We start from the raw sequence: 17,623 nt of genomic DNA, 5'->3' as shown, positions 1-17,623 counted from the left end.
TTCAGGGCACGTTGCGTTTGACCACCGTTCCGCCCTGGATCACCACCGCCGGGGCTTCCAGCAACTGCACGTTCTCCAGCGGGTCGCCCCGCACCGCCACCATGTCGGCCCAGCGGCCGGCCTCGACGATGCCGACATCCTTGCTGCCCAGCGCCTCGGCGGAATTGATGGTGGCCGCCTGGATGGCCTGCAGCGGCGTCATGCCGTACCTGACCATGACCGCGAACTGCTTGCCGTTGCCGCCGTGCGGATGCACGCCGGCGTCGGTGCCGTAGACCATTTTCACGCCGGCCGCGTGCGCCTTCCTGAAATTCTGGCGCTGGATCTCGGTCACTTCGCGGTCCTTGCGCAGGTTGTCTTCCAGCACGCCGTTCTTCTTGCCTTCAGCGGCGGTGTAGTCGCCATTGTAGATGTCCATCGACAGCCAGGCGCCGTGCTTCTTCGCGAGCAGGATGCCTTCGTCGTCGATCAGGCTGGCGTGCTCGATGGTCGTAATGCCGGCCCGGATCGCGTCCTTGATACCGGCCGCGCCGTGCGCATGGGCCGCCACCTTCAGGCCCCACTGGGCGGCTTCTTCGACCGCGGCGCGCAGCTCGCCATAGTTCATCTGCTGCTGGCCCGGCTCGGTATTGCGCGAGAACACGCCGCCGGTGGCGCACACCTTGATCACCTGGGCGCCGTATTTGCGCAGCGCGCGCACCGACTTGCGCACTTCCTCCGGGCCGTCGGCGTTGTACGGGTTCTGCTCTTCCATCGAAGGCGGGAAGTAAGTGCTGTCGCAGTGGCCGCCGGTGGCGCCGAAGGACCACCCCGCGGGAATGATGCGCGGCCCGCGCACCTTGCCGGCGGCGATGGCCTGGCCCAGGCCGACGTCGTTCCAGTCCGAGGCGCCGACGTTGCGCACGGTGGTGAAGCCCGCATCCAGGGTTTTCGACGCATGGGCGACGGCCAGCGCCGACCAGAAGCGGTCGTTGTATTCGAGGTAGCTGTAGCCGCCGTAGGTAGGGTCGGAATCGAGGTGGACGTGCATGTCGATCAGGCCCGGCACCAGGGTCATTCCGGGCAGGGCGATCCTGGTGCCGGTGTCACCCGATGGCGCCGCGGCCGGCATGGCGGACCCGGGCTTGACGCTGACGACGCGGCCGTCGCGCACCAGTATCTCGGGGTTCTGGACCATGCGGCCGGTGCGCACGTCCAGCAGGCGGTCGGCGGTGATGGTGACCTCGGCGGCCTGTGCAGCGGACCAGCTCAGGGCAGCCAGGCAGGACAGGACGATGCGCGAGACCAGGGGTTTGACGCGCAGGACATTCGGACGTTTCAAGGGCTAGCTCCGGCATGATGAATTAACAAGATGCAAGCTTACACCGGGATATGCCCTGCCCGTCCAGCCAGGGGGCCGGATGGCCAAAAAAAAACGCCGCATCGCTGCGGCGTTCGGGCTTACTGGGTTGGGTTCGGCTCACCTACCGGGCTGTTTACCGCGCGGGTCGGGGGCGGCATCTGCACCTGGTTCGGCGGCGGCGGGTTCTGTCCCTGCTGCCCTTCCTGCCCCTGCTGTTCTTGCTGCCCTTGCTGCGGCTGGGCCATGGTCGGATCGGGCGGTGGCGGCGCATCCTGCCCCGGCATCGCGGGCTCCGGGGTGGTGACGGAGGCCCCGCCGCCCGGCGTTACCGGCTGCATGCCGGCCGGCGCGGTGACGACGCCCGGCGAAGTCTGCGGCTCGACACCCGGCGCCGGCGCCGCGGCCATCGGCTGCGGTACCGGCGGCGCCATGCCCGGCTGGCTGGAGGCGCCCGTGTCGAGCGCCAGGTCGACGCGTTTCATCACGCCGCCTTCGGACAGCATCACGTATTTCGGATGCACCTCGGCCACCGTCACGCCCGGCACGATCTCGCGCCCGATCCGCACCGCCTTGGGCGGCGAACCCTCGGCCACCAGGATCACGGCGCTGTTGGGGCCGGCGGAGACGACGCCGGTGAGCTGGTAGTTGGAAATCGCCACCGCGGTCGGCTGGCCGCCGAACAGGTAGGCCGCCGCTTCCGGGTTCGGCTCGGCCTGGGCCATGGCCGGCGCCGGCGCCAGCGGACGCTGCTCGGGCTTGTACAGCTGCAGGAACCAGTAGGCGATCGAGGCGACCAGCAGGACCAGGGCGAGCAGGGTGAAGAGGAGAGGCAGACGCTTGTTCATGGTTTCCTTCTTGTTCTTATGTCAGCGCACCAGCTGGTTGATTTCGATGATCGGCATCAGGACCGCCAGCACGATCAGGAGCACCACCAGGCCCATGGCCAGGATCAGCACCGGCTCCAGCAGGCCGGCGATGGTCAGCGTGCGGCGCTCGAGGTCGGCCTGCTGCGAATTGGCGGCGCGCTCGAGCATGCTGGGCAGCTCGCCGGTGATCTCGCCGGCGCGGATCATGTGCACCAGCATCGGCGGGAAATGCTTCTGCGCCGACAGGGCGCGCGCCAGGCTCACGCCTTCACGCACGCTGCCGGTGGCCTGTTCGACCAGTTCGCGCATGGCGACGTTCGACAGGGTGTCGCGGCTGGTCTCGAGCGCGCGCAGGATCGGCACGCCGGAACCGGTGGTGATCGCCAGCGTGCTGGCGAAGCGCGCCGTGTTCAGGCTGCGCTCGAATTTTCCATAGATCGGCGCATTCAGCAGCCATGTATGCCAGCGCCGCTTGAGGTCGGGGTTGCGCAGCGCGCGCCGCCACAGCCAGAAGGCGCCGATCAGCAGGATGCCGACGTAGATGCCGTAGGCCCGTACGAAGTCGGAAATCGCCAGCATCATCACGGTGAGGAAAGGCAGCTTCTGCTTGGTATTGGCGAACACCGAGACGATCTGCGGCACCACGTAGGTGAGCAGGAAGATGACGATGGCGAAGGCCACCACGGTGACGATGGCCGGGTAGGTAAACGCCAGGCGCACCTTCTGCACCAGCGCGTTGCGGCGCTCGATGTAGTCGGCCAGGCGCGACAGCACGCGCGAGAGCTGGCCGATCTGCTCGCCCGAGGACACCAGGGCGCGGTAGATCTCGGCGAAGTCGCGCGGGTGGCGCGACAGCGCGCTGGAGAAGGCCACGCCGCCGATGACTTCGGAGCGGATCGAGGCGATCAGGTCGCGCACGTAGGGGCGCTCGGCCTGCTCCAGCAGCGCGGTGAAGGCCTGCTCGAGCGGCAGGCCCGCTTCCAGCAGGCTGGCCAGCTGGCGCGTGAACAGCGCCAGCTCGACCTGCGACAGGCGCTCGCCGAAGCCGCGCGAGCGCGCCACGCCGGCGTCGTCGACCTGGGCCGCGATCTGCTCGACGGAGAGCGGCGTGAGTCCCTGGGTGCGCAGGTCGGCGCGCGCCGAGCGCGGACTGTCGGCGTTGACCACGCCCTTCCTGGTCGCGCCGCCGGCGTCGACGGCTTCGTAGCGAAATGCCGGCATAGGCTTCCCTTAGTCCTTGGTCACGCGCACCAGCTCGGCGCGCGTGGTGGTGCCGTCCTGCAACCAGCGCTCGCCGTCCTCGCGCATCAGCCGCATGCCCGACTTCTGGGCGGCGACGCGGATCTCGGCTTCGGAGGCCTGGTTGTGGATCTGGGCGCGGATCTCTTCGGTGGTTTCCAGCAGTTCGTAGACGCCGACCCGGCCGTGGTAGCCGGTGTGGCCGCAGCGCTCGCAACCCACCGCGTGCCAGCCGGACGCGTCGCTGACCTTGCAGTGCACGCAGAGTTTACGCACCAGGCGCTGCGCCATCACGCCCAGCAGGGAGGACGATAACAGGAAGGGCTCGATGCCCATGTCCAGCAGACGGGTCACGGCCGAAGCCGCGTCATTGGTGTGCAGGGTCGCCAGCACCAGGTGGCCGGTGAGCGAGGCCTGCACCGCGATCTGCGCCGTTTCCAGGTCGCGGATCTCGCCGATCATGATCACGTCCGGGTCCTGGCGCAGGATGGCGCGCAGGGCCTTGGCGAAGCTCATGTCGATTCTGGCATTGACCTGGGTCTGGCCGACGCCGTTGAGGTCGTATTCGATCGGGTCTTCCACCGTCATGATGTTGGTGGTGGACGCGTTCAGGCGCGACAGCGCCGCGTACAGCGTGGTCGTCTTGCCCGAACCGGTCGGGCCGGTGACCAGCACGATGCCGTGCGGCTGGTTGATCAGGCGGTCGAACTGGGGCAGCATGTCCGGGCTCATGCCCAAGTGGCTCAGGTCCAGCCTGCCGGCTTCCTTGTCCAGCAGACGCAGCACCGCGCGCTCGCCGTGGCCGGTCGGCAGGGTCGAGACGCGCACGTCGACCGGCTTGCCGCCGATGCGCAGGGTGATGCGGCCGTCCTGCGGCAGGCGCTTTTCGGCGATGTCGAGCTGCGACATGATCTTGATACGCGAGATCAGCGAGGCGTGGATCGCCTTTTTCGGGCGCACGATGTCGCGCAGCGCGCCGTCGACGCGGAAGCGCACGACCGAGGTCTGCTCGAAGGGCTCGATGTGGATGTCGGACGCGCCTTCGCGCAGCGATTGTGTCAGGAGCGCGTTGATCATGCGGATCACCGGGGCATCGTCCGAGGATTCCAGCAGGTCTTCGATGGCGGGCACGTCCTGCAGCAGGCGGGTCAGGTCGAGATCGGCGTCGAACTCGTCGACCACCTGCGAGGCATCGCCGCCGGCGCCGGCATAGGCCTTGGCGATGGCGTCGTCGAGCTCGCCGCGTTCGAGGCGGCGCAGGGTAATGCGGCCGAAACGGCGCGAGACTTCCGCGATCGCGCTGGGCGCCGTGGCACTGGATACCAGCACCTCGACGGCCTGGCCCGGTTCGTCCCCGCCGCGCGCCAGCACGCCGTGGTCACGGGCGAAGGCGAAAGGCAACAAATTGTTCATGGTCGGCTTAATTCTGGTTCGATGGCGTCACCGGACGAAACTGGGACTGCGGCGCGGCCTGCTGATTCTGCTGATTCTGTTGGCGCTGCTGGCCTGGCGGCAGCGGTTGGCCGCTGGCCGCGCCCGGGGCGCTGCCGGCGACGGGCGCCGTCTGTACCGGCGCGGTGGCCATGGTGCCGCCGACGGGCGGCTGGCCACCCGTCAGCGGCGGCAGTTGCGGCGCGCCGAGGTTGCGCATCAGGATCGTGTCTTCCTGGCTGGCCTGGCCCGAGGCGCCGACGGCGCGCATGTATTCGTAGCGGTCCATGGCCAGCGAATGCGAGGCTTCCTTGCTGCGCACCACCACGGGACGCAGGAACACCATCAGGTTGGTCTTGACCCGGGTGCGGTTGCGGTACTTGAACAGGTTGCCCAGCACCGGAATGTCACCCAGGCCGCGTACTTTCTCTTCGCCATCGCCCTCGGTGTCCTCGATCAGGCCGCCGAGCACGATGATCTGGCCGTCGTCGGCCAGCACATTGCTTTCGATCGCGCGCTGGTTGGTGGTCAAGCCCTGCGGCGCGTTGCGGGTGGCCGGGTCGACGCTCGAATTTTCGTGGAGGATCGCCATCTTGATCGTACCCCCTTCCGAAATCTGGGGTCGCACCTTGAGCAGCAGGCCCACGTCGCGGCGGTCGACGGTCTGGAACGGATTGCCGCCGCCGGTCGCAGCCGTGGTCGTATACGAGCCGGTGATGATCGGGACGTTCTGGCCGACCTTGATCGTCGCCAGTTCGTTGTCCAGGGTGATCATGTTCGGTGTGGACAAGATATTGGCATTGCCATCGTTTTCAAGGGCGCGCGCCACCGCGCCCAGGCCCAGCTCGCCGCCCACCTGGCGGAACAGGCCGAAGGTCAGGCCGCCCGGGATGCTCGGCACCGAGGTGCCGGACAGGCCGGTGCGCGCGGCCGCGGCCAGGTTGACGATGTTGCTGCCCTGGGCGCCGCCGGTGAAGGACTGGACGCCGCCGACGCGGTACTTGCTGTCGTTGTCGCCCGAGGCGCCGATCCACTGCACGCCGAACTCCGAGGCCTTGTTGGAGGTCACTTCGACCACCAGCGCCTCGATGTAGACCTGGGCGCGGCGCACGTCGAGCTGGTCGATGACGCTGCGCAGGTTGCGGTACACCGCGTCCGGCGCAGTGATGATCAGGCTGTTGGTCGAGGCGTCGGCCTGGATGAAGCCGGAACCCTGGCCGCCGCCGGCGCCGCCCGCGGTGAGCTGGCTCTGCTGGCCATAAGTGCCGCCGGTGCCGGCCGTGGCCAGGCTGCCCTGCTGGCCCTGCTGGCTGCCGAGTCCGCCCTGGCCGCCGCTCCCGCCCATGCCAGCCGAGCCCGCCTGGATCGAGCCGCCCGAGGTGCCCTGTTGCTGCACCGGCACCGCGGACGCGTCCTGCGACACCACGGCGCGCAGGGTTTGCGCCACGCGGCTGGCGTCGGCATTCTTCAGGTAGACGACGTGAATATTGCCTTGCGTCGAGGTTTGCTGGTCGAGGCGCGCGATCAGCGACTTGGCCAGGTTGGCGCGCGCCTGCGAAGGCGCGCGGATCACGACCGAGTTGGTGCGCGGGTCGGCCAGCACGGTGACCCGCCCCGAGTCGCCGCCGGCGCTCGGTTCCATCAGGCGAGTGACCAGGGCGGCGATGTCGCTGGCGATCGCGTTGCGGATCGGGATCACGTCGAGGTCGGCCGCCACCGGCGCGTCGAGCGCGGCGATGATCTTGGCCAGGCGGCGCAGGTTGTCGGCGTAGTCGGTGATGACCAGGGTGTTGTTGCCCGGGTTCGCCATGATGGAATTGTTCGGCGAGATCAGGGGGCGCAGCACGGCGGTGAGGTTGGCCGCCGACTCGTAGGAGAGATAAAACACCTGGGTGGCGATCTGGTCGCCGGTTGCCTTGCTGGCGCGCACGCCGCCGACCTGGGTCGGCGAGGACTGGGCCTTGGCTTCGGCTTCCGGCACCACCTTGGCATAGCCGTCGCCGCTGGTGACCACGGCGTAGCCCTGCAGGCGCAGGGTCGAGGTGAGCAAGGCGAAGGCCTGGCTCTTGGTCAGCGACTTTTCCGACACCAGGGTGATCGTGCCCTTGACGCGCGGATCGATGATGAAGGTCATGCCGGTGTAGTGGCCGATCGCCTTGATGACCGATTCGATGTCGGCGTTGACGAAGCTCAGCGCCGCGGCGTTCGCACTTTCCTGGGCCTGGGCCGCTGCCGGGAGGAAGGTCCCCGCCGTGGTCGCTGCGAAGCAGCACAGCATGGCGCCGGCCGCGACGCGGCGCATACTCGGCACGATAGGCAGGCGGAGGTGGGGTCGAGCAAAGGTGGTGCGAATGTTGTTGGTCATTATCTGAACTCGAGTGCGATTATGTTTTTGCCGTTCACCATGCGGCGCTGGCCCAGCAGGTTGAGCATATTACCCAGCGTCTGTTCGTATCCGTCGGCGGCAAACGCCTGGCCGGAAAAGCGCAGGCGGCCATTTTGCAGCATACCCGAGCCCGTCAGTACGAGCGCACCGCGTACGGTGCGCAGGTTCAGGTCGGCCTGGCTGCCGCGCCAGTCGAATGCCATTTCATAGCTGCCCAGCGGCCGGATCGGCGACATGCGCGAACCCATGTCGCTCATGGTCAATACCGTACGGCCCTGTACCGCCACCGTATTGGGCTGGCGCAGCAGGTCGAGCGTATTCCAGACCAGCCGGATGGTGCCGGAGGGCGCCAGCGTGTTGAGCGGCGCGCCCAGCCCGGCCAGGCCCTCGGCCGGCAGCAGCAGTTCGCCGCTGCTCACCTGCCACTGCGACCAGCTGCCGTCGATGCGCACCGGGCCTGCCAGCGCTTGCGGATTTTCCAATTCCACATGGACTTGCCCCAGCAGCACCATCGGCGACAAACGCCATGCGAAGCGGCCCGGCAGCAGCGGCGTCACCGCCCCACCCTCGCCCGGCGCCCCGCCCACGAAGGCTGAGCCGTTCCAAAGCGTACCCTGCGCATCCCCCAGAGTCAAACGGCCTCCGGTCTGCTGTTCCACCATCGGCCCCAGCCAGGAAGCGGGCAGGAAGGCCAGCACGGTGACGAGCACGGCCAGCACGCTGGCCAGCCCCCACAACAGCAGGCGCTTCATTGGGCCGGCGCGCTGGCCTGGCGCAGCGTGAGCGTAGCGTCGACCTGCCCCACCGCACCCGCGGCGGTGAAGGTGGCGTCCTGCACCTGCACGCGGTTCTCGCGGCGCTGCGCGTCGAGCCAGGACACCAGGTTGGCGAAGGACACGCCATTGAACTGGACCTTGGCGTATTCGCCGGTCATGGTGAGCGAGGCGGCCTTGAGGCCGCGCTGGGCCATGCTGGCATTCAGCGCTTCCGAACTCATGGGCGCTACCGATGGCGCCGGACTGGCGGCCAGGGCCTGGGCTTCGGCGGCCATGGTCTGCAGCTGGGCCGCCTGCTGGCGCAGCGCGGGCAGCGAGCGTTTCAAGCTGTCGCGCCCTTCGATGGCCGGCGCCAGCAACAGCGCATAGACCAGCGACACCCCCACCACGACGCCGCCGACCGTCAGGAACTTGCGCTCCTGGTCGGTGCGGCCCAGCCACCAGGTGAGCGCGCGCTCTCGCAAGGCGCCAAATTTTGCGCCGAACTGCGCGCCGATGTTTCCTGCTGCATTCATTGTGCTGCTCCCGTGGTGGCGACCTGCGCGGCCTGCCCTGCGGCAGCCCCCCCTGCGGCACCCGTGCTGCGGATGACCCAGGTGGCCGGCCCGCTTTCTTCCAGGCTCATGTTGCGTGCTTCCAGGATGGAACGCAGCTGGACCGTGGTGGCGGGGTCGACGGTGTCAGGTTTGACGCGCACGGTGAGCGCGCGTTCGCGGAACTCCATTGACGCCACCGTGGGCGGACGTCCGAGGCCGCGTACCGCCTCGCCGAGCTGGCCGGCGATCCAGCCGAACTCGTCCGGGCTGACCTGACCGCTGGCGGCCTTGGCGCGTGCGATGTTCTGGCGCATCTGGGCCACCGGATCGATGACCGGCTGGGCCGGGTACGCGCTGCGGAAAGTCTGGGCCATGCCCTGGCGTATCGCGTCGGCTTCGCGCTTCAGGCGCAGCCATTCGATGTTGACGCCGATGATGTTGACCACGATCGCGGCCAGCGCGAGGCGGAGCGGCCAGCGCCAGCGGCTCCAGTCGCGCTGGGCGACGCCGGCGGTGCCGAGGCCCGGCACCAGGTCCATGGTGCTGCTCTTGCTGCCTGCGATCCAGTGCTCCCAAGCTTCGCTTTCCAGCGTGATGCCGGGACCGGCCTCTGCCAGCAGGGCCTGGTATTCGCCGAGCTGCTCGTGCGGGACGTACAGGACCAGGGGCGCATCGCCCGCCAGCGCGCGTGCGGTCTGCAGGGCGAGGGTCGGGTTGCCGTCCAGGGCCAGGCCCAGGCCGTCGTACTGGCCGTGGCGCAGCAGCAATTCGTTGTTGCCGATGGCGGCGCTGACGCTGCCCGGCTGCAGGGGCAGGCACAGCTGCGCCGGCACGGCGGCGACCGCCCGTGCGCCCATGCCGAGCAGGGCCTTCACCAGCGGCTCGAACCATTCGCGCTGGACCACGCCGACCGGGCGGCGGCCGTCCGGCAAGGGGGGGCCGGCCACCAGCACGCAATCGAGCGGGTCGCCCAGGATATGTTCTTCGACCAGGGCCGGCAGGGCCGCGCGCAGGCGCGCGCCGGTGAGCGGCGGGGCCTTGACCGGCAGCAGGGTGACGTCGGCGCCGGCCAGCAGCAGCACTACGCGGCGGCTGGCGGCGACCACGTCGCCCAGGTTGCGCAAGGGGCCTTCGCCTTGCTGCGCGATGGCGCCGCCGTCGGATACCACTGCAAAGCGGCACAGCGCGCCCTCGCCTTCTGCGCGGGCCGGGTGCCGGATATAAAGAGTAGTCAAACTGTCTCGCTTTCTTCTAGTTCTGGCGGGTCCAGATCACTCGGGTTCCGCCGCCGACACTGACGACGGGGGTTCGCTCGATCAGCGATTCCGCGTTCAGCGCCGCACGGTCGAGCCGAATACGGCTCTGTACGATAAACCAGCGGCTCTTGATGTCCCAGGTATCGTCCAACTGCTGGTTGTTTGCTGCCTGGCTCGAGAAATCCGCCGGGGTGCGCCAGGCCGCCGTCTTGCGGCGCGCCACCAGGCTGTTGGCCTGGGACAGCGACATCCCCGGCACGATCGCCGACAGCAGCTCGGCCGGCACGGTGTTCACATTCAACTTCGTCGCCTCGGTTCCGTAGGGCAGCACGATTACGAAGGGGCGCAGCTTCGCCATCACTTCCGGGGTGACGCCCTGCACCGCCAGCAAATCGTCCACCTGCATCAGCGGGATCGGCACGCCGTTCGCTGGCGGGACCGGCGGCAGGTTACCGCCGGGTATTCCACCGGGCGTTTCGCCTGGAGTTCCGCCTGGAGTTCCGCCTGGCGTACCACCGGGCGTACCTTGCGGATCCACTGGCGCTACTTGCTGTCCCTGCGCCACAAAGTCTGCTATCCGGTTCGCCAGACGCGCATCGAGGCGCAGGTTGTCCAGCAGGCGGCGGAAGATCTCCACCTGTTCCGGCACCTTCTGGCGCTCCTTTGCCAGGTTGGCGAGATTGTAGCGCGACGTTGCGTCAATAATATTACCGGACAGGGTCGCGTCGAAGTTTTCCCCTTCGACCCGTTCGCGTTCGATGTACTGGTCGAGCCGGGTCTCTGCCAGCGGGGTGGCCCAGACCTGGTCGAGCGAGGTGTATTGCGAGGTGTAGGCGTCCTGGCGCAGCACCAGGCTGGCCCAGTCGAGGGCGCCGCGCAGGATCCACTTGGTCTGCAGGTGCAGGCGCTGGTTTTCCATCGAGCGCACTTGCACTTGCTGCTGCCAGAACAGGCTGGCGACGATGGAGATGGCCAGCGTGGTCAGCAGCAGGGCCGTGACGACCGCGACGCCGCGCTGGCGCGTGCTGCGTAGCGGCCGGCGCATCAGGTGCCTCCCAGCAGGAAGTACTTGATCATCGGCGCTTCGCGTCCCTGCACGAACAGGCCGACCTGCAGGCCGTCCGGGTCTTCGGCCTGGGCGCCGTCGGCGACCGGGGCCGGGTCGACGCGCCACTGGTTGCCCTGCCAGGCCAGGATGTTCATGCCGATCAGGCCGCTTTGCAGGGTCACCGGCGTCGACGCTTCGGACGGCGCGTCGCTGCCGGCCGCCTGCCACAGCGCCTCGAGCTGGGCCAGGTCGCGGGTGCCACGCGATTCTCGCCGGATCAGCTGGCCGTCCACCAGGCGGTAGGACACCACCACCAGCTGGGAGACTTCGTTCTCGTTGTAGACCTTGCGCACCAGCATGAAGCGGCCCGCCTCCCACAGCAGGTTGGGCCGGCGGCCGATGATCTCGCGCCCGGCCAGGTGCTCGCAGTCGCTCTGCATCTGGGCAAAGGCCAGCTGCATGCCGCGCGTGGTTTCCATTTCCTGCGTCAGGGCGATACGGGCGCGCACGATGCCGTCCAGGCCACGCCAGCCGAGCACGGCCAGGATGGCAAGGATGCTAATCGCCACCAGCAGTTCCACCAGGGTGAAGCCGCGGCGGCGTTGTGGGGTGCCGGGGGTCATGTCCGCGCGGGCCTCAACACGAGCTGAACCAGTTTGACGATACGGCGGGTCGGACGTTCGGCGTCGAACACCGAAACTTCGATCCGGCGCAATTGGGGGTTGGGGCTGGTCAGGACTTCCTCTTCGCAAATCAAGTTGAGCTCGCCTTGCGGGCAGGGGAAGTTGCGCTTGCCGACCTCGGGCCATTCTCGGCCCAGGCGGATCTGCACCAGGCGGTTCTCGGCCGACCAGGTTGCCATCATGGCGGCGCGCAGGCCATCGCTGTTGGCGGTCAGGCTGCCGACCGCGCGCAGGCCGGCGCCCAGCGCGGTGCCGACGATGACCAGGGCCACCAGCACTTCGAGCAGGGTGAATCCGCGTGCGCGCATCATCGCTCCACCTTCATTCGACGCTGAAGTGGCCGATGCCGTCGGCACGGATCGCGACCGCGTTGCCGCTGCTGGCAAGGGTCAGCACGAAGGGCTTGTCGACCGGCTCGCGCCCGAAGGTGATGCGCACGGTGCCGGGGTCGCTGCTCATGCTCGGCTCCAGCACCAGCTGCAAGGGGGCGCCGCGGAAGCTCCGTTCGCGCAGCAGGTCGTCGCGGGTGACCGGCTCCCAGCCGGTGTCGTTGCGCACCACGAAGCGGTAGCGCTCGCTATTGGCCTCGAAGGCCACCTGGCGGTTGCGCACGATGGCTTCGTCACGCGCCAGCTGCAGCAGCAGGGCCAGGCGCTGGGCCTCCTGCTGCAGGTTCTGGCGTGGCGAGGGAATGGCGTTGAGCGAAGCGAGGCCCAGCGTGATGCCGATGATGACCATCACGACCAGCAGCTCCACCAGGGTGAAGCCGGCGCTCGCCGGACGGCGAGGCGGGGCGCCCAGGGCCCGCATGGGGAACCTTATTCCCAGGAACCGACGTCGGCATCCTCGCCGGTACCGCCGGGCTGGCCATCGGCGCCCAGCGAGAAGATGTCCACTTCGCCATGGATGCCCGGCGACAGGTACTGGTAAGGATTGCCCCAGGGGTCTTTCGGCAGCTTTTCCATGTAGCCGCCGTCTTTCCAGCCGTTCGCGGCCGGGCCCGAGGTGGGCTTGGTGACCAGGGCCTGCAGGCCCTGCTCGGTGCTCGGGTAGCGCTGGTTGTCCAGCTTGTAGAGCTTGAGCGCCTGCGACATGGTCGCGATGTCGGTCCTGGCGGCGGTAACGCGCGCTTCACCAGTGCGGCCCAGGAGCTTCGGCACGACCAGGGCGCCGAGGATGCCGATGATCACCACGACCACCATGATCTCGACCAGGGTGAAGCCGCGTGCGCGGCGCTGCTTGCGTTGCGAATCAATGTGCATGGATGCTCTTTGTAAGTATGTCGGTTGGAGGCTGACAGTATAAGCCACCACGCCAGCAGGGGCTACCGCGTGCACTGGAGAAATTGTAAGCCGAAGAGCAAGTTTAATTCTGTCTTAAAGCAGTCTTGTTTTTGTACTCATTCTTCACGGAGCGGGCCGCACACCGCGCAGGCCGGCTGGCGCGCCACCTTCAGCGCGGTCCACTCCATGGCGCGCCCGTCGAGCAGCAGCAGGCGGCCGGCCAGCGGCTCGCCGATGCCGGCCACCAGTTTCATGGCCTCGGCGGCCTGCATGGCGCCGACCACGCCGACCAGGGGTGCGAACACGCCCATGGTGCTGCAGGCCACGTCCTCGAAGTTGCTATCCTCGGGGAACAGGCAGGCATAGCACGGGGCTTCCGGGCGGCGCGTGTCGAACACCGACAACTGGCCGTCGAAACGGATCACGGCGCCGGAAACCAGGGGCTTGCCGGCCTCGACGCAGGCACGATTGACGGCGTGGCGGGTGGCGAAGTTGTCGCTGCAGTCGAGTACGACCGTGGCTGCGCGCACGAGTTCCGCCAGGCGCTCGCCGCCCACGCGTTCGCGCAGCGCGTCGACGGCGATCTCGGGGTTGATGGCCAGCAGGGCCGCGCGGCCGGAATCGACCTTGGGCTGGCCGATGCGCTCGCTCGTGTGCATGACCTGGCGCTGCAGGTTGGTCAGGTCGACCTCGTCGTCGTCGACCAGGGTAATGCGGCCGATGCCGCTCGACGCCAGGTAGAGCGCGGCGGGCGAGCCGAGGCCGCCCGCGCCGACGATCAGGACGTGCGCATCGAGCAGGCGCTGCTGGCCTTCGATGCCGAGCTCGTCGAGCAGGATGTGGCGGGAGTAGCGCAGGAGTTGGGTGTCGTTCATCGTGCGTTGGGGTGGGCGACGAAAGTCAACTTGGGTTCCCGCCTGCGCGGGAACGACGGTCTTGAGGCTGGCAGCTTACGGAAGCGTCTTTAGCCTGCCCCCCTAAAAGCCGTCGTCCCCGCGCAGGCGGGGACCCAATGTTGGAAACAGGATGACAGCTTATTTCTTCGCCGGCGCCTTGATCTCCGGCGGCTTCTGCTCCGTCCCCGGCAAGGTCTTCGGCGCCGCCGGCTTCTCGGCTTCCGGCTCGGACTTGGCCAGCACGACTTTCTGCCCCTTGAAGTGATTGATCGCCTGCGCCAGCTGGAAGTCGTCCTTGCTGCCGTAGTCGAGCGGCTTGCGGTCTTTCAGCTGGGCGAGCGCGCGCTGCTGGGCGTCGAGCGCCTCTTTCTGGTCCTTGGCGGCAGGGCTTTTCCCAGCCTCGCCTTCGCTGGCCAGGTGGCGCTGCAGGTCGGCTTCGCGCACGCGCAGCACGGCCAGCGCGTCGCCATCGGGCGTCTCGTCCACGCGCATGTCGGGCACGATGCCGGTGGCCTGGATCGGGCGGCCCTTCGGGGTGTAGTAGCGCGCCGTGGTCAGCTTGACGGCGGTATCGGCCGAGAGCTGGCGCAGGGTCTGCACCGAGCCCTTGCCGAAGGTCTGGCTGCCCATGATGATGGCGCGCTTGTAGTCCTGCAGGGCGCCGGCCACGATCTCGGAGGCCGAGGCCGAGCCGCCGTTGACCAGCACCACCATCGGCACCGTTTTGAGGCCGGCGGGCAGGCCGGCCAGCGGGTCGGCGCCGCGCTGGGAATAGAATTCTCGGCGGCCGTAGAACTGCTGGTTGGAGTCGGGCAGCTGGCCCTTGGTCGAGACGATCAGCTGCTCCGGCTGCGGCAGGAAGGCCGCCGACACGCCGATCGCGCCCGGCAGCAGGCCGCCCGGATCGTTGCGCAGGTCGAGCACCAGGCCCTTGATGTTCGGATCCTCGGCATACAAGGCCTTGGCCTTCTTGGCCAGCTCTTCGACGGTGTTTTCCTGGAACTGGCTGACGCGCAGCCAGGCGTAGCCAGGCTCGATCATCTTCGCCTTCACGCTCTGCACCACGATTTCCTGGCGCTGCACCGGCACCACCCAGGGACGGTCTTCGCCGCGGCGCGCGATGGTGAGCGTGACCTTGCTGCCGGCCTTGCCGCGCATGCGCTTGATCGCTTCGTCGAGCGACATGTTGCGCACCGGGACGTTGTCGATGCGGGTGATCAGGTCGCCGGACTTGATGCCGGCCTTGTGCGCCGGCGTATCCTCGATGGGGGCGACCACCTTGACGTAGCCGTCTTCGCTGGCGACCTCGATGCCGACGCCGACGAACTTGCCCTGCACCGCTTCCTTCATCTCCTTGTAGGCCTTCTGGTCCAGGTAGACGGAGTGCGGGTCGAGCGAGGCCACCATGCCGCCGATGGCTTCGGACAGGAGCTTCTTGTCCGAGACCGGTTCGACGTAGTCGGTCTTGATCAGGCCGTAGACGTCGGCCAGCTGGCGCAGTTCGTCGAGCGGCAGCGGCGAGCCGACGTCCTTTTGCGCATGGGCCGAGAACTGGAAGGAGGCGGCCACGCCGGCCACCATGCCGAGTCCGATCAAGCCGATATTCTTTGCTTTGCCCATCGCTTATCCACCCTTGTTCCTAGAAGTTGATCCAGCCTGCCGGATCGAAGGCCTTGCCGCGATGCCTGAGCTCAAAGTATAGCCCCGATTCCTCGACGCCGCCGGTATTGCCCGCGCTCGCGATCACCTCGCCGGCGCGCACCATGTCGCCCGGACGCTTCAGCACCGCCGAGGCGAAGCCGTAGGTCGACAGGTATTCGCCGCCGTGGTCGATGATGACCATGTTGCCCCAGCCGCGCATCCAGTCGACGTGCACCACCCGTCCCGGTCCGACGGCGCGCACCGGGGCGCCTTCCGGCGCGGTGAAGAACATGCCTTTCCAGGTCAGGCCTTCGGTACGGCGCGCCCCGAAGCGGGCGCGGATGTCGCCGCTGACCGGCGCCGTCAAGCGTCCCTTGAGGGCGGCGAAGGCGCCGGCCGGCGCCGGCGGCGCCAGCGGGACCTCCTGCTCCACCGCACCCGGCCGCGTGTCGACCGGCCTCTCGGCCGGCTTCGGCTTCTCGGCCAGTTTCGGCGGCGGCGCCTCGGGTTCCGGCTTGGGCGCCGGCTTGCCGCTCTGGCGCGCGATGCGCTCGCGCTCGGCCTTCTCGGCGGCGGCCTTGGCGCGCGCCAGGGCGCGCGCTTTCTCTTCCGCTTCGGCCTTGGCCTTGGCCGCGGCGAGCGCAGCCTGGCGGCGGCGCTCGGCCTCGGCCTGCTCGCGGATCAGGCGCGACAGGCGATCCACCAGCTCGGTCATGCGCTGCTCGTCGCGCTGCAGGCGGTCGGCCTGCTTGCGCTGGTCGGTCAGGCGGGTCGACAGGTTCTGCAGCAGCGCGCTGCGTTTCGCCTTTTCCTTTTCCAGCGTTGCTTTCTGCTGCTGCTGTTCGCTGGCGATTTCCTGCAGCTCCAGCTGGGCGTTCTCGACCTTGTCGCGGTTGGCCTCGACCTCGGCCAGGTTGGCGCGCAGCGAGTCCAGCAGCTTTGCCTGGGCCTGCGACACATAAGCCATCATCTGCAGGTCGCGGCTGATGCGGTTCGGGTTGTCGCCGGACAGCAGGAGCTTGATCCGGTCTTCGTTGCCAGCCACGTAGTGTTCGCGCAGCAGTTGCGACAATTGTTTCTTTTGATTGACAATTGTTTGCTGCAATCGCTCGCCCTGGTTCGACAGCTCATTCAGGCGCGTGCTGGTCGCGTCCTGTTCCTCGGCCAGGTCGCGCAGGGCGCGATTGGCGTCGGAGATGGCGGCCTCGGACTCCGCCAGCTCGTCGGCGGCGTCGGCCCGCGCATCCTCGGTGCGGGCGATGTCGCGCTTGATCGCTTCCAGCTTCTGCTTGATACCGGCGCGCTGCTTCTCCGCAGTCACTTTCTGGCGGCTGCGTTCGGTCTGGCGTTGGGCAAAGGCGGGTTCAAGCAGCGCGGCGAACAGCAGCGCACCCAGGAGCGCGCTGCCGGCGAACTTCGTGAATGGCAAACGCAAGACTTATTTCGCCTTCCCTTGGTTGGCCACGGCCGCCACGGCGGCGGCGATCGCTTCCTGGTCGCCCAGGTAGTAGTGCTTGATCGGCTTCAGGTCGGCGTCCAGCTCATACACCAGCGGCTGGCCGTTCGGGATGTTCAGGCCGACGATGTCGCTGTCGCTGATGTTGTCCAGCATCTTGATGATGGCGCGCAGGCTGTTGCCGTGGGCCGAGATCAGGATCTTCTTGCCGGCGCGGATGGCGGGGGCGATTTCATCAATCCAGCACGGCATCACGCGGGCCACGGTGTCCTTCAGGCATTCGGTCAGCGGAATCTGCTCTTTCGACAGGGCCGCGTAACGCGGATCCTTGAAGGAGGTACGCGGATCGTTTTCTTCCAGCGCGGGCGGCGGGGTGTCGTAGCTGCGGCGCCAGACCAGCACCTGCTCGTCGCCGAATTTCGCCGCGGTCTCGCCCTTGTCGAGGCCCTGCAGGGCGCCGTAGTGGCGCTCGTTCAGGCGCCAGTCGTTCTTCACCGGCAGGTACATCATGTCCATCTCGTCCATCGCCAGCCACAGGGTGCGGATCGCCCGCTTGAGCACCGAGGTGTAGGCCACGTCGAAGGTGAAACCGGCTTCCTTGAGCACCCGGCCGGCGCTCTTCGCCTCGTTGATGCCCTTCTCGGTCAGGTCGACGTCGGTCCAGCCGGTGAAGCGGTTTTCCAGGTTCCAGGTGGATTCGCCGTGGCGCATGAATACGATTTTGTACATAAGCTCTTCTCAAGAAAAAATGCAATTGAAATCCGGTCCGGCATCTATTTTATAA

17 protein-coding genes are annotated in these 17,623 nt (G+C 67.8%); all 17 read right to left on the bottom strand.

Features of this window, described 5'->3' with window-relative positions:
- Position 1: 1 nt before the first annotated feature.
- Positions 2-1,321, bottom strand: a complete 1,320-nt coding sequence (locus ACK4S9_RS06310) for an amidohydrolase family protein (protein ID WP_409723000.1) — start codon at positions 1,319-1,321, stop codon at positions 2-4.
- Positions 1,322-1,440: 119 nt separating this feature from the next.
- On the bottom strand, positions 1,441-2,187 hold the full coding sequence (locus tag ACK4S9_RS06305; protein WP_409722997.1) for a hypothetical protein: 747 nt from the start codon (positions 2,185-2,187) through the stop codon (positions 1,441-1,443).
- Between the two features lie 21 nt (positions 2,188-2,208).
- Entirely contained in the window at positions 2,209-3,429 is a 1,221-nt protein-coding gene (gene gspF, locus ACK4S9_RS06300) for a type II secretion system inner membrane protein GspF (RefSeq protein WP_409722994.1), read from the bottom strand.
- Positions 3,430-3,438: 9 nt separating this feature from the next.
- Entirely contained in the window at positions 3,439-4,860 is a 1,422-nt protein-coding gene (gspE, locus tag ACK4S9_RS06295; RefSeq protein ID WP_409722991.1) for a type II secretion system ATPase GspE, read from the bottom strand.
- A 7-nt stretch (positions 4,861-4,867) separates the two neighbouring features.
- On the bottom strand, positions 4,868-7,243 hold the full coding sequence (gspD, locus tag ACK4S9_RS06290) for a type II secretion system secretin GspD (RefSeq protein WP_409722988.1): 2,376 nt from the start codon (positions 7,241-7,243) through the stop codon (positions 4,868-4,870).
- Entirely contained in the window at positions 7,243-8,016 is a 774-nt protein-coding gene (gene gspN / locus ACK4S9_RS06285) for a type II secretion system protein N (protein WP_409722985.1), read from the bottom strand. Before gspN ends, gspD begins: the two co-directional genes overlap by 1 nt.
- Entirely contained in the window at positions 8,013-8,555 is a 543-nt protein-coding gene (gene gspM, locus ACK4S9_RS06280) for a type II secretion system protein GspM (protein WP_409722983.1), read from the bottom strand. The genes gspN and gspM overlap by 4 nt, the downstream gene beginning before the upstream one ends.
- On the bottom strand, positions 8,552-9,811 hold the full coding sequence (gspL, locus tag ACK4S9_RS06275) for a type II secretion system protein GspL (protein WP_409722980.1): 1,260 nt from the start codon (positions 9,809-9,811) through the stop codon (positions 8,552-8,554). Before gspL ends, gspM begins: the two co-directional genes overlap by 4 nt.
- 16 nt (positions 9,812-9,827) lie before the next feature.
- Complete coding sequence (gspK, locus tag ACK4S9_RS06270) at positions 9,828-10,877, bottom strand: type II secretion system minor pseudopilin GspK (protein ID WP_409722977.1); 1,050 nt, start codon at positions 10,875-10,877, stop codon at positions 9,828-9,830.
- Positions 10,877-11,503, bottom strand: coding sequence for a type II secretion system protein J (locus tag ACK4S9_RS06265; RefSeq protein WP_409722975.1), 627 nt, complete (start codon positions 11,501-11,503; stop codon positions 10,877-10,879). The genes gspK and ACK4S9_RS06265 overlap by 1 nt, the downstream gene beginning before the upstream one ends.
- Positions 11,500-11,874: a type II secretion system minor pseudopilin GspI gene (gene gspI / locus ACK4S9_RS06260; RefSeq protein WP_281911960.1), complete on the bottom strand. Its 375-nt coding sequence runs from the start codon at positions 11,872-11,874 to the stop codon at positions 11,500-11,502. Before gspI ends, ACK4S9_RS06265 begins: the two co-directional genes overlap by 4 nt.
- A gap of 10 nt (positions 11,875-11,884) precedes the next feature.
- Positions 11,885-12,373: a GspH/FimT family pseudopilin gene (locus ACK4S9_RS06255; protein ID WP_409722970.1), complete on the bottom strand. Its 489-nt coding sequence runs from the start codon at positions 12,371-12,373 to the stop codon at positions 11,885-11,887.
- Positions 12,374-12,381: 8 nt separating this feature from the next.
- Positions 12,382-12,825, bottom strand: coding sequence for a type II secretion system major pseudopilin GspG (gene gspG / locus ACK4S9_RS06250; RefSeq protein WP_409722967.1), 444 nt, complete (start codon positions 12,823-12,825; stop codon positions 12,382-12,384).
- A gap of 137 nt (positions 12,826-12,962) precedes the next feature.
- Entirely contained in the window at positions 12,963-13,721 is a 759-nt protein-coding gene (locus ACK4S9_RS06245) for a HesA/MoeB/ThiF family protein (protein WP_409722965.1), read from the bottom strand.
- 159 nt (positions 13,722-13,880) lie between these two features.
- Complete coding sequence (locus ACK4S9_RS06240; RefSeq protein ID WP_409722963.1) at positions 13,881-15,362, bottom strand: S41 family peptidase; 1,482 nt, start codon at positions 15,360-15,362, stop codon at positions 13,881-13,883.
- A gap of 19 nt (positions 15,363-15,381) precedes the next feature.
- Positions 15,382-16,812 carry a murein hydrolase activator EnvC family protein gene (locus tag ACK4S9_RS06235; protein ID WP_409723044.1) on the bottom strand — a complete coding sequence of 477 codons (1,431 nt, stop codon included), beginning with the start codon at positions 16,810-16,812 and terminating at the stop codon, positions 15,382-15,384.
- 9 nt (positions 16,813-16,821) lie between these two features.
- Positions 16,822-17,568 carry a 2,3-diphosphoglycerate-dependent phosphoglycerate mutase gene (gpmA, locus tag ACK4S9_RS06230; RefSeq protein WP_409722961.1) on the bottom strand — a complete coding sequence of 249 codons (747 nt, stop codon included), beginning with the start codon at positions 17,566-17,568 and terminating at the stop codon, positions 16,822-16,824.
- Between the last annotated feature and the right edge of the window lie 55 nt (positions 17,569-17,623).

Origin of the sequence: Massilia sp., from assembly GCF_046293535.1 — a bacterium.
Classification (GTDB): Bacteria; Pseudomonadota; Gammaproteobacteria; order Burkholderiales; family Burkholderiaceae_D; genus Telluria.
Note: the sequence above shows the minus strand (reverse complement) of the source record. Positions and strands in the feature narration are given on the sequence as shown.

Coding starts and splice junctions, on each gene's coding strand:
- ACK4S9_RS06305 (WP_409722997.1), bottom strand. CDS start 2,187: ATGAACAAGCGTCTGCCTCTCCTCTTCACCCTGCTCGCCCTGGTCCTG.
- gspF (WP_409722994.1), bottom strand. CDS start 3,429: ATGCCGGCATTTCGCTACGAAGCCGTCGACGCCGGCGGCGCGACCAGG.
- gspE (WP_409722991.1), bottom strand. CDS start 4,860: ATGAACAATTTGTTGCCTTTCGCCTTCGCCCGTGACCACGGCGTGCTG.
- gspD (WP_409722988.1), bottom strand. CDS start 7,243: ATGACCAACAACATTCGCACCACCTTTGCTCGACCCCACCTCCGCCTG.
- gspN (WP_409722985.1), bottom strand. CDS start 8,016: ATGAAGCGCCTGCTGTTGTGGGGGCTGGCCAGCGTGCTGGCCGTGCTC.
- gspM (WP_409722983.1), bottom strand. CDS start 8,555: ATGAATGCAGCAGGAAACATCGGCGCGCAGTTCGGCGCAAAATTTGGC.
- gspK (WP_409722977.1), bottom strand. CDS start 10,877: ATGCGCCGGCCGCTACGCAGCACGCGCCAGCGCGGCGTCGCGGTCGTC.
- ACK4S9_RS06265 (WP_409722975.1), bottom strand. CDS start 11,503: ATGACCCCCGGCACCCCACAACGCCGCCGCGGCTTCACCCTGGTGGAA.
- gspI (WP_281911960.1), bottom strand. CDS start 11,874: ATGATGCGCGCACGCGGATTCACCCTGCTCGAAGTGCTGGTGGCCCTG.
- ACK4S9_RS06255 (WP_409722970.1), bottom strand. CDS start 12,373: ATGCGGGCCCTGGGCGCCCCGCCTCGCCGTCCGGCGAGCGCCGGCTTC.
- gspG (WP_409722967.1), bottom strand. CDS start 12,825: ATGCACATTGATTCGCAACGCAAGCAGCGCCGCGCACGCGGCTTCACC.
- ACK4S9_RS06245 (WP_409722965.1), bottom strand. CDS start 13,721: ATGAACGACACCCAACTCCTGCGCTACTCCCGCCACATCCTGCTCGAC.
- ACK4S9_RS06240 (WP_409722963.1), bottom strand. CDS start 15,362: ATGGGCAAAGCAAAGAATATCGGCTTGATCGGACTCGGCATGGTGGCC.
- gpmA (WP_409722961.1), bottom strand. CDS start 17,568: ATGTACAAAATCGTATTCATGCGCCACGGCGAATCCACCTGGAACCTG.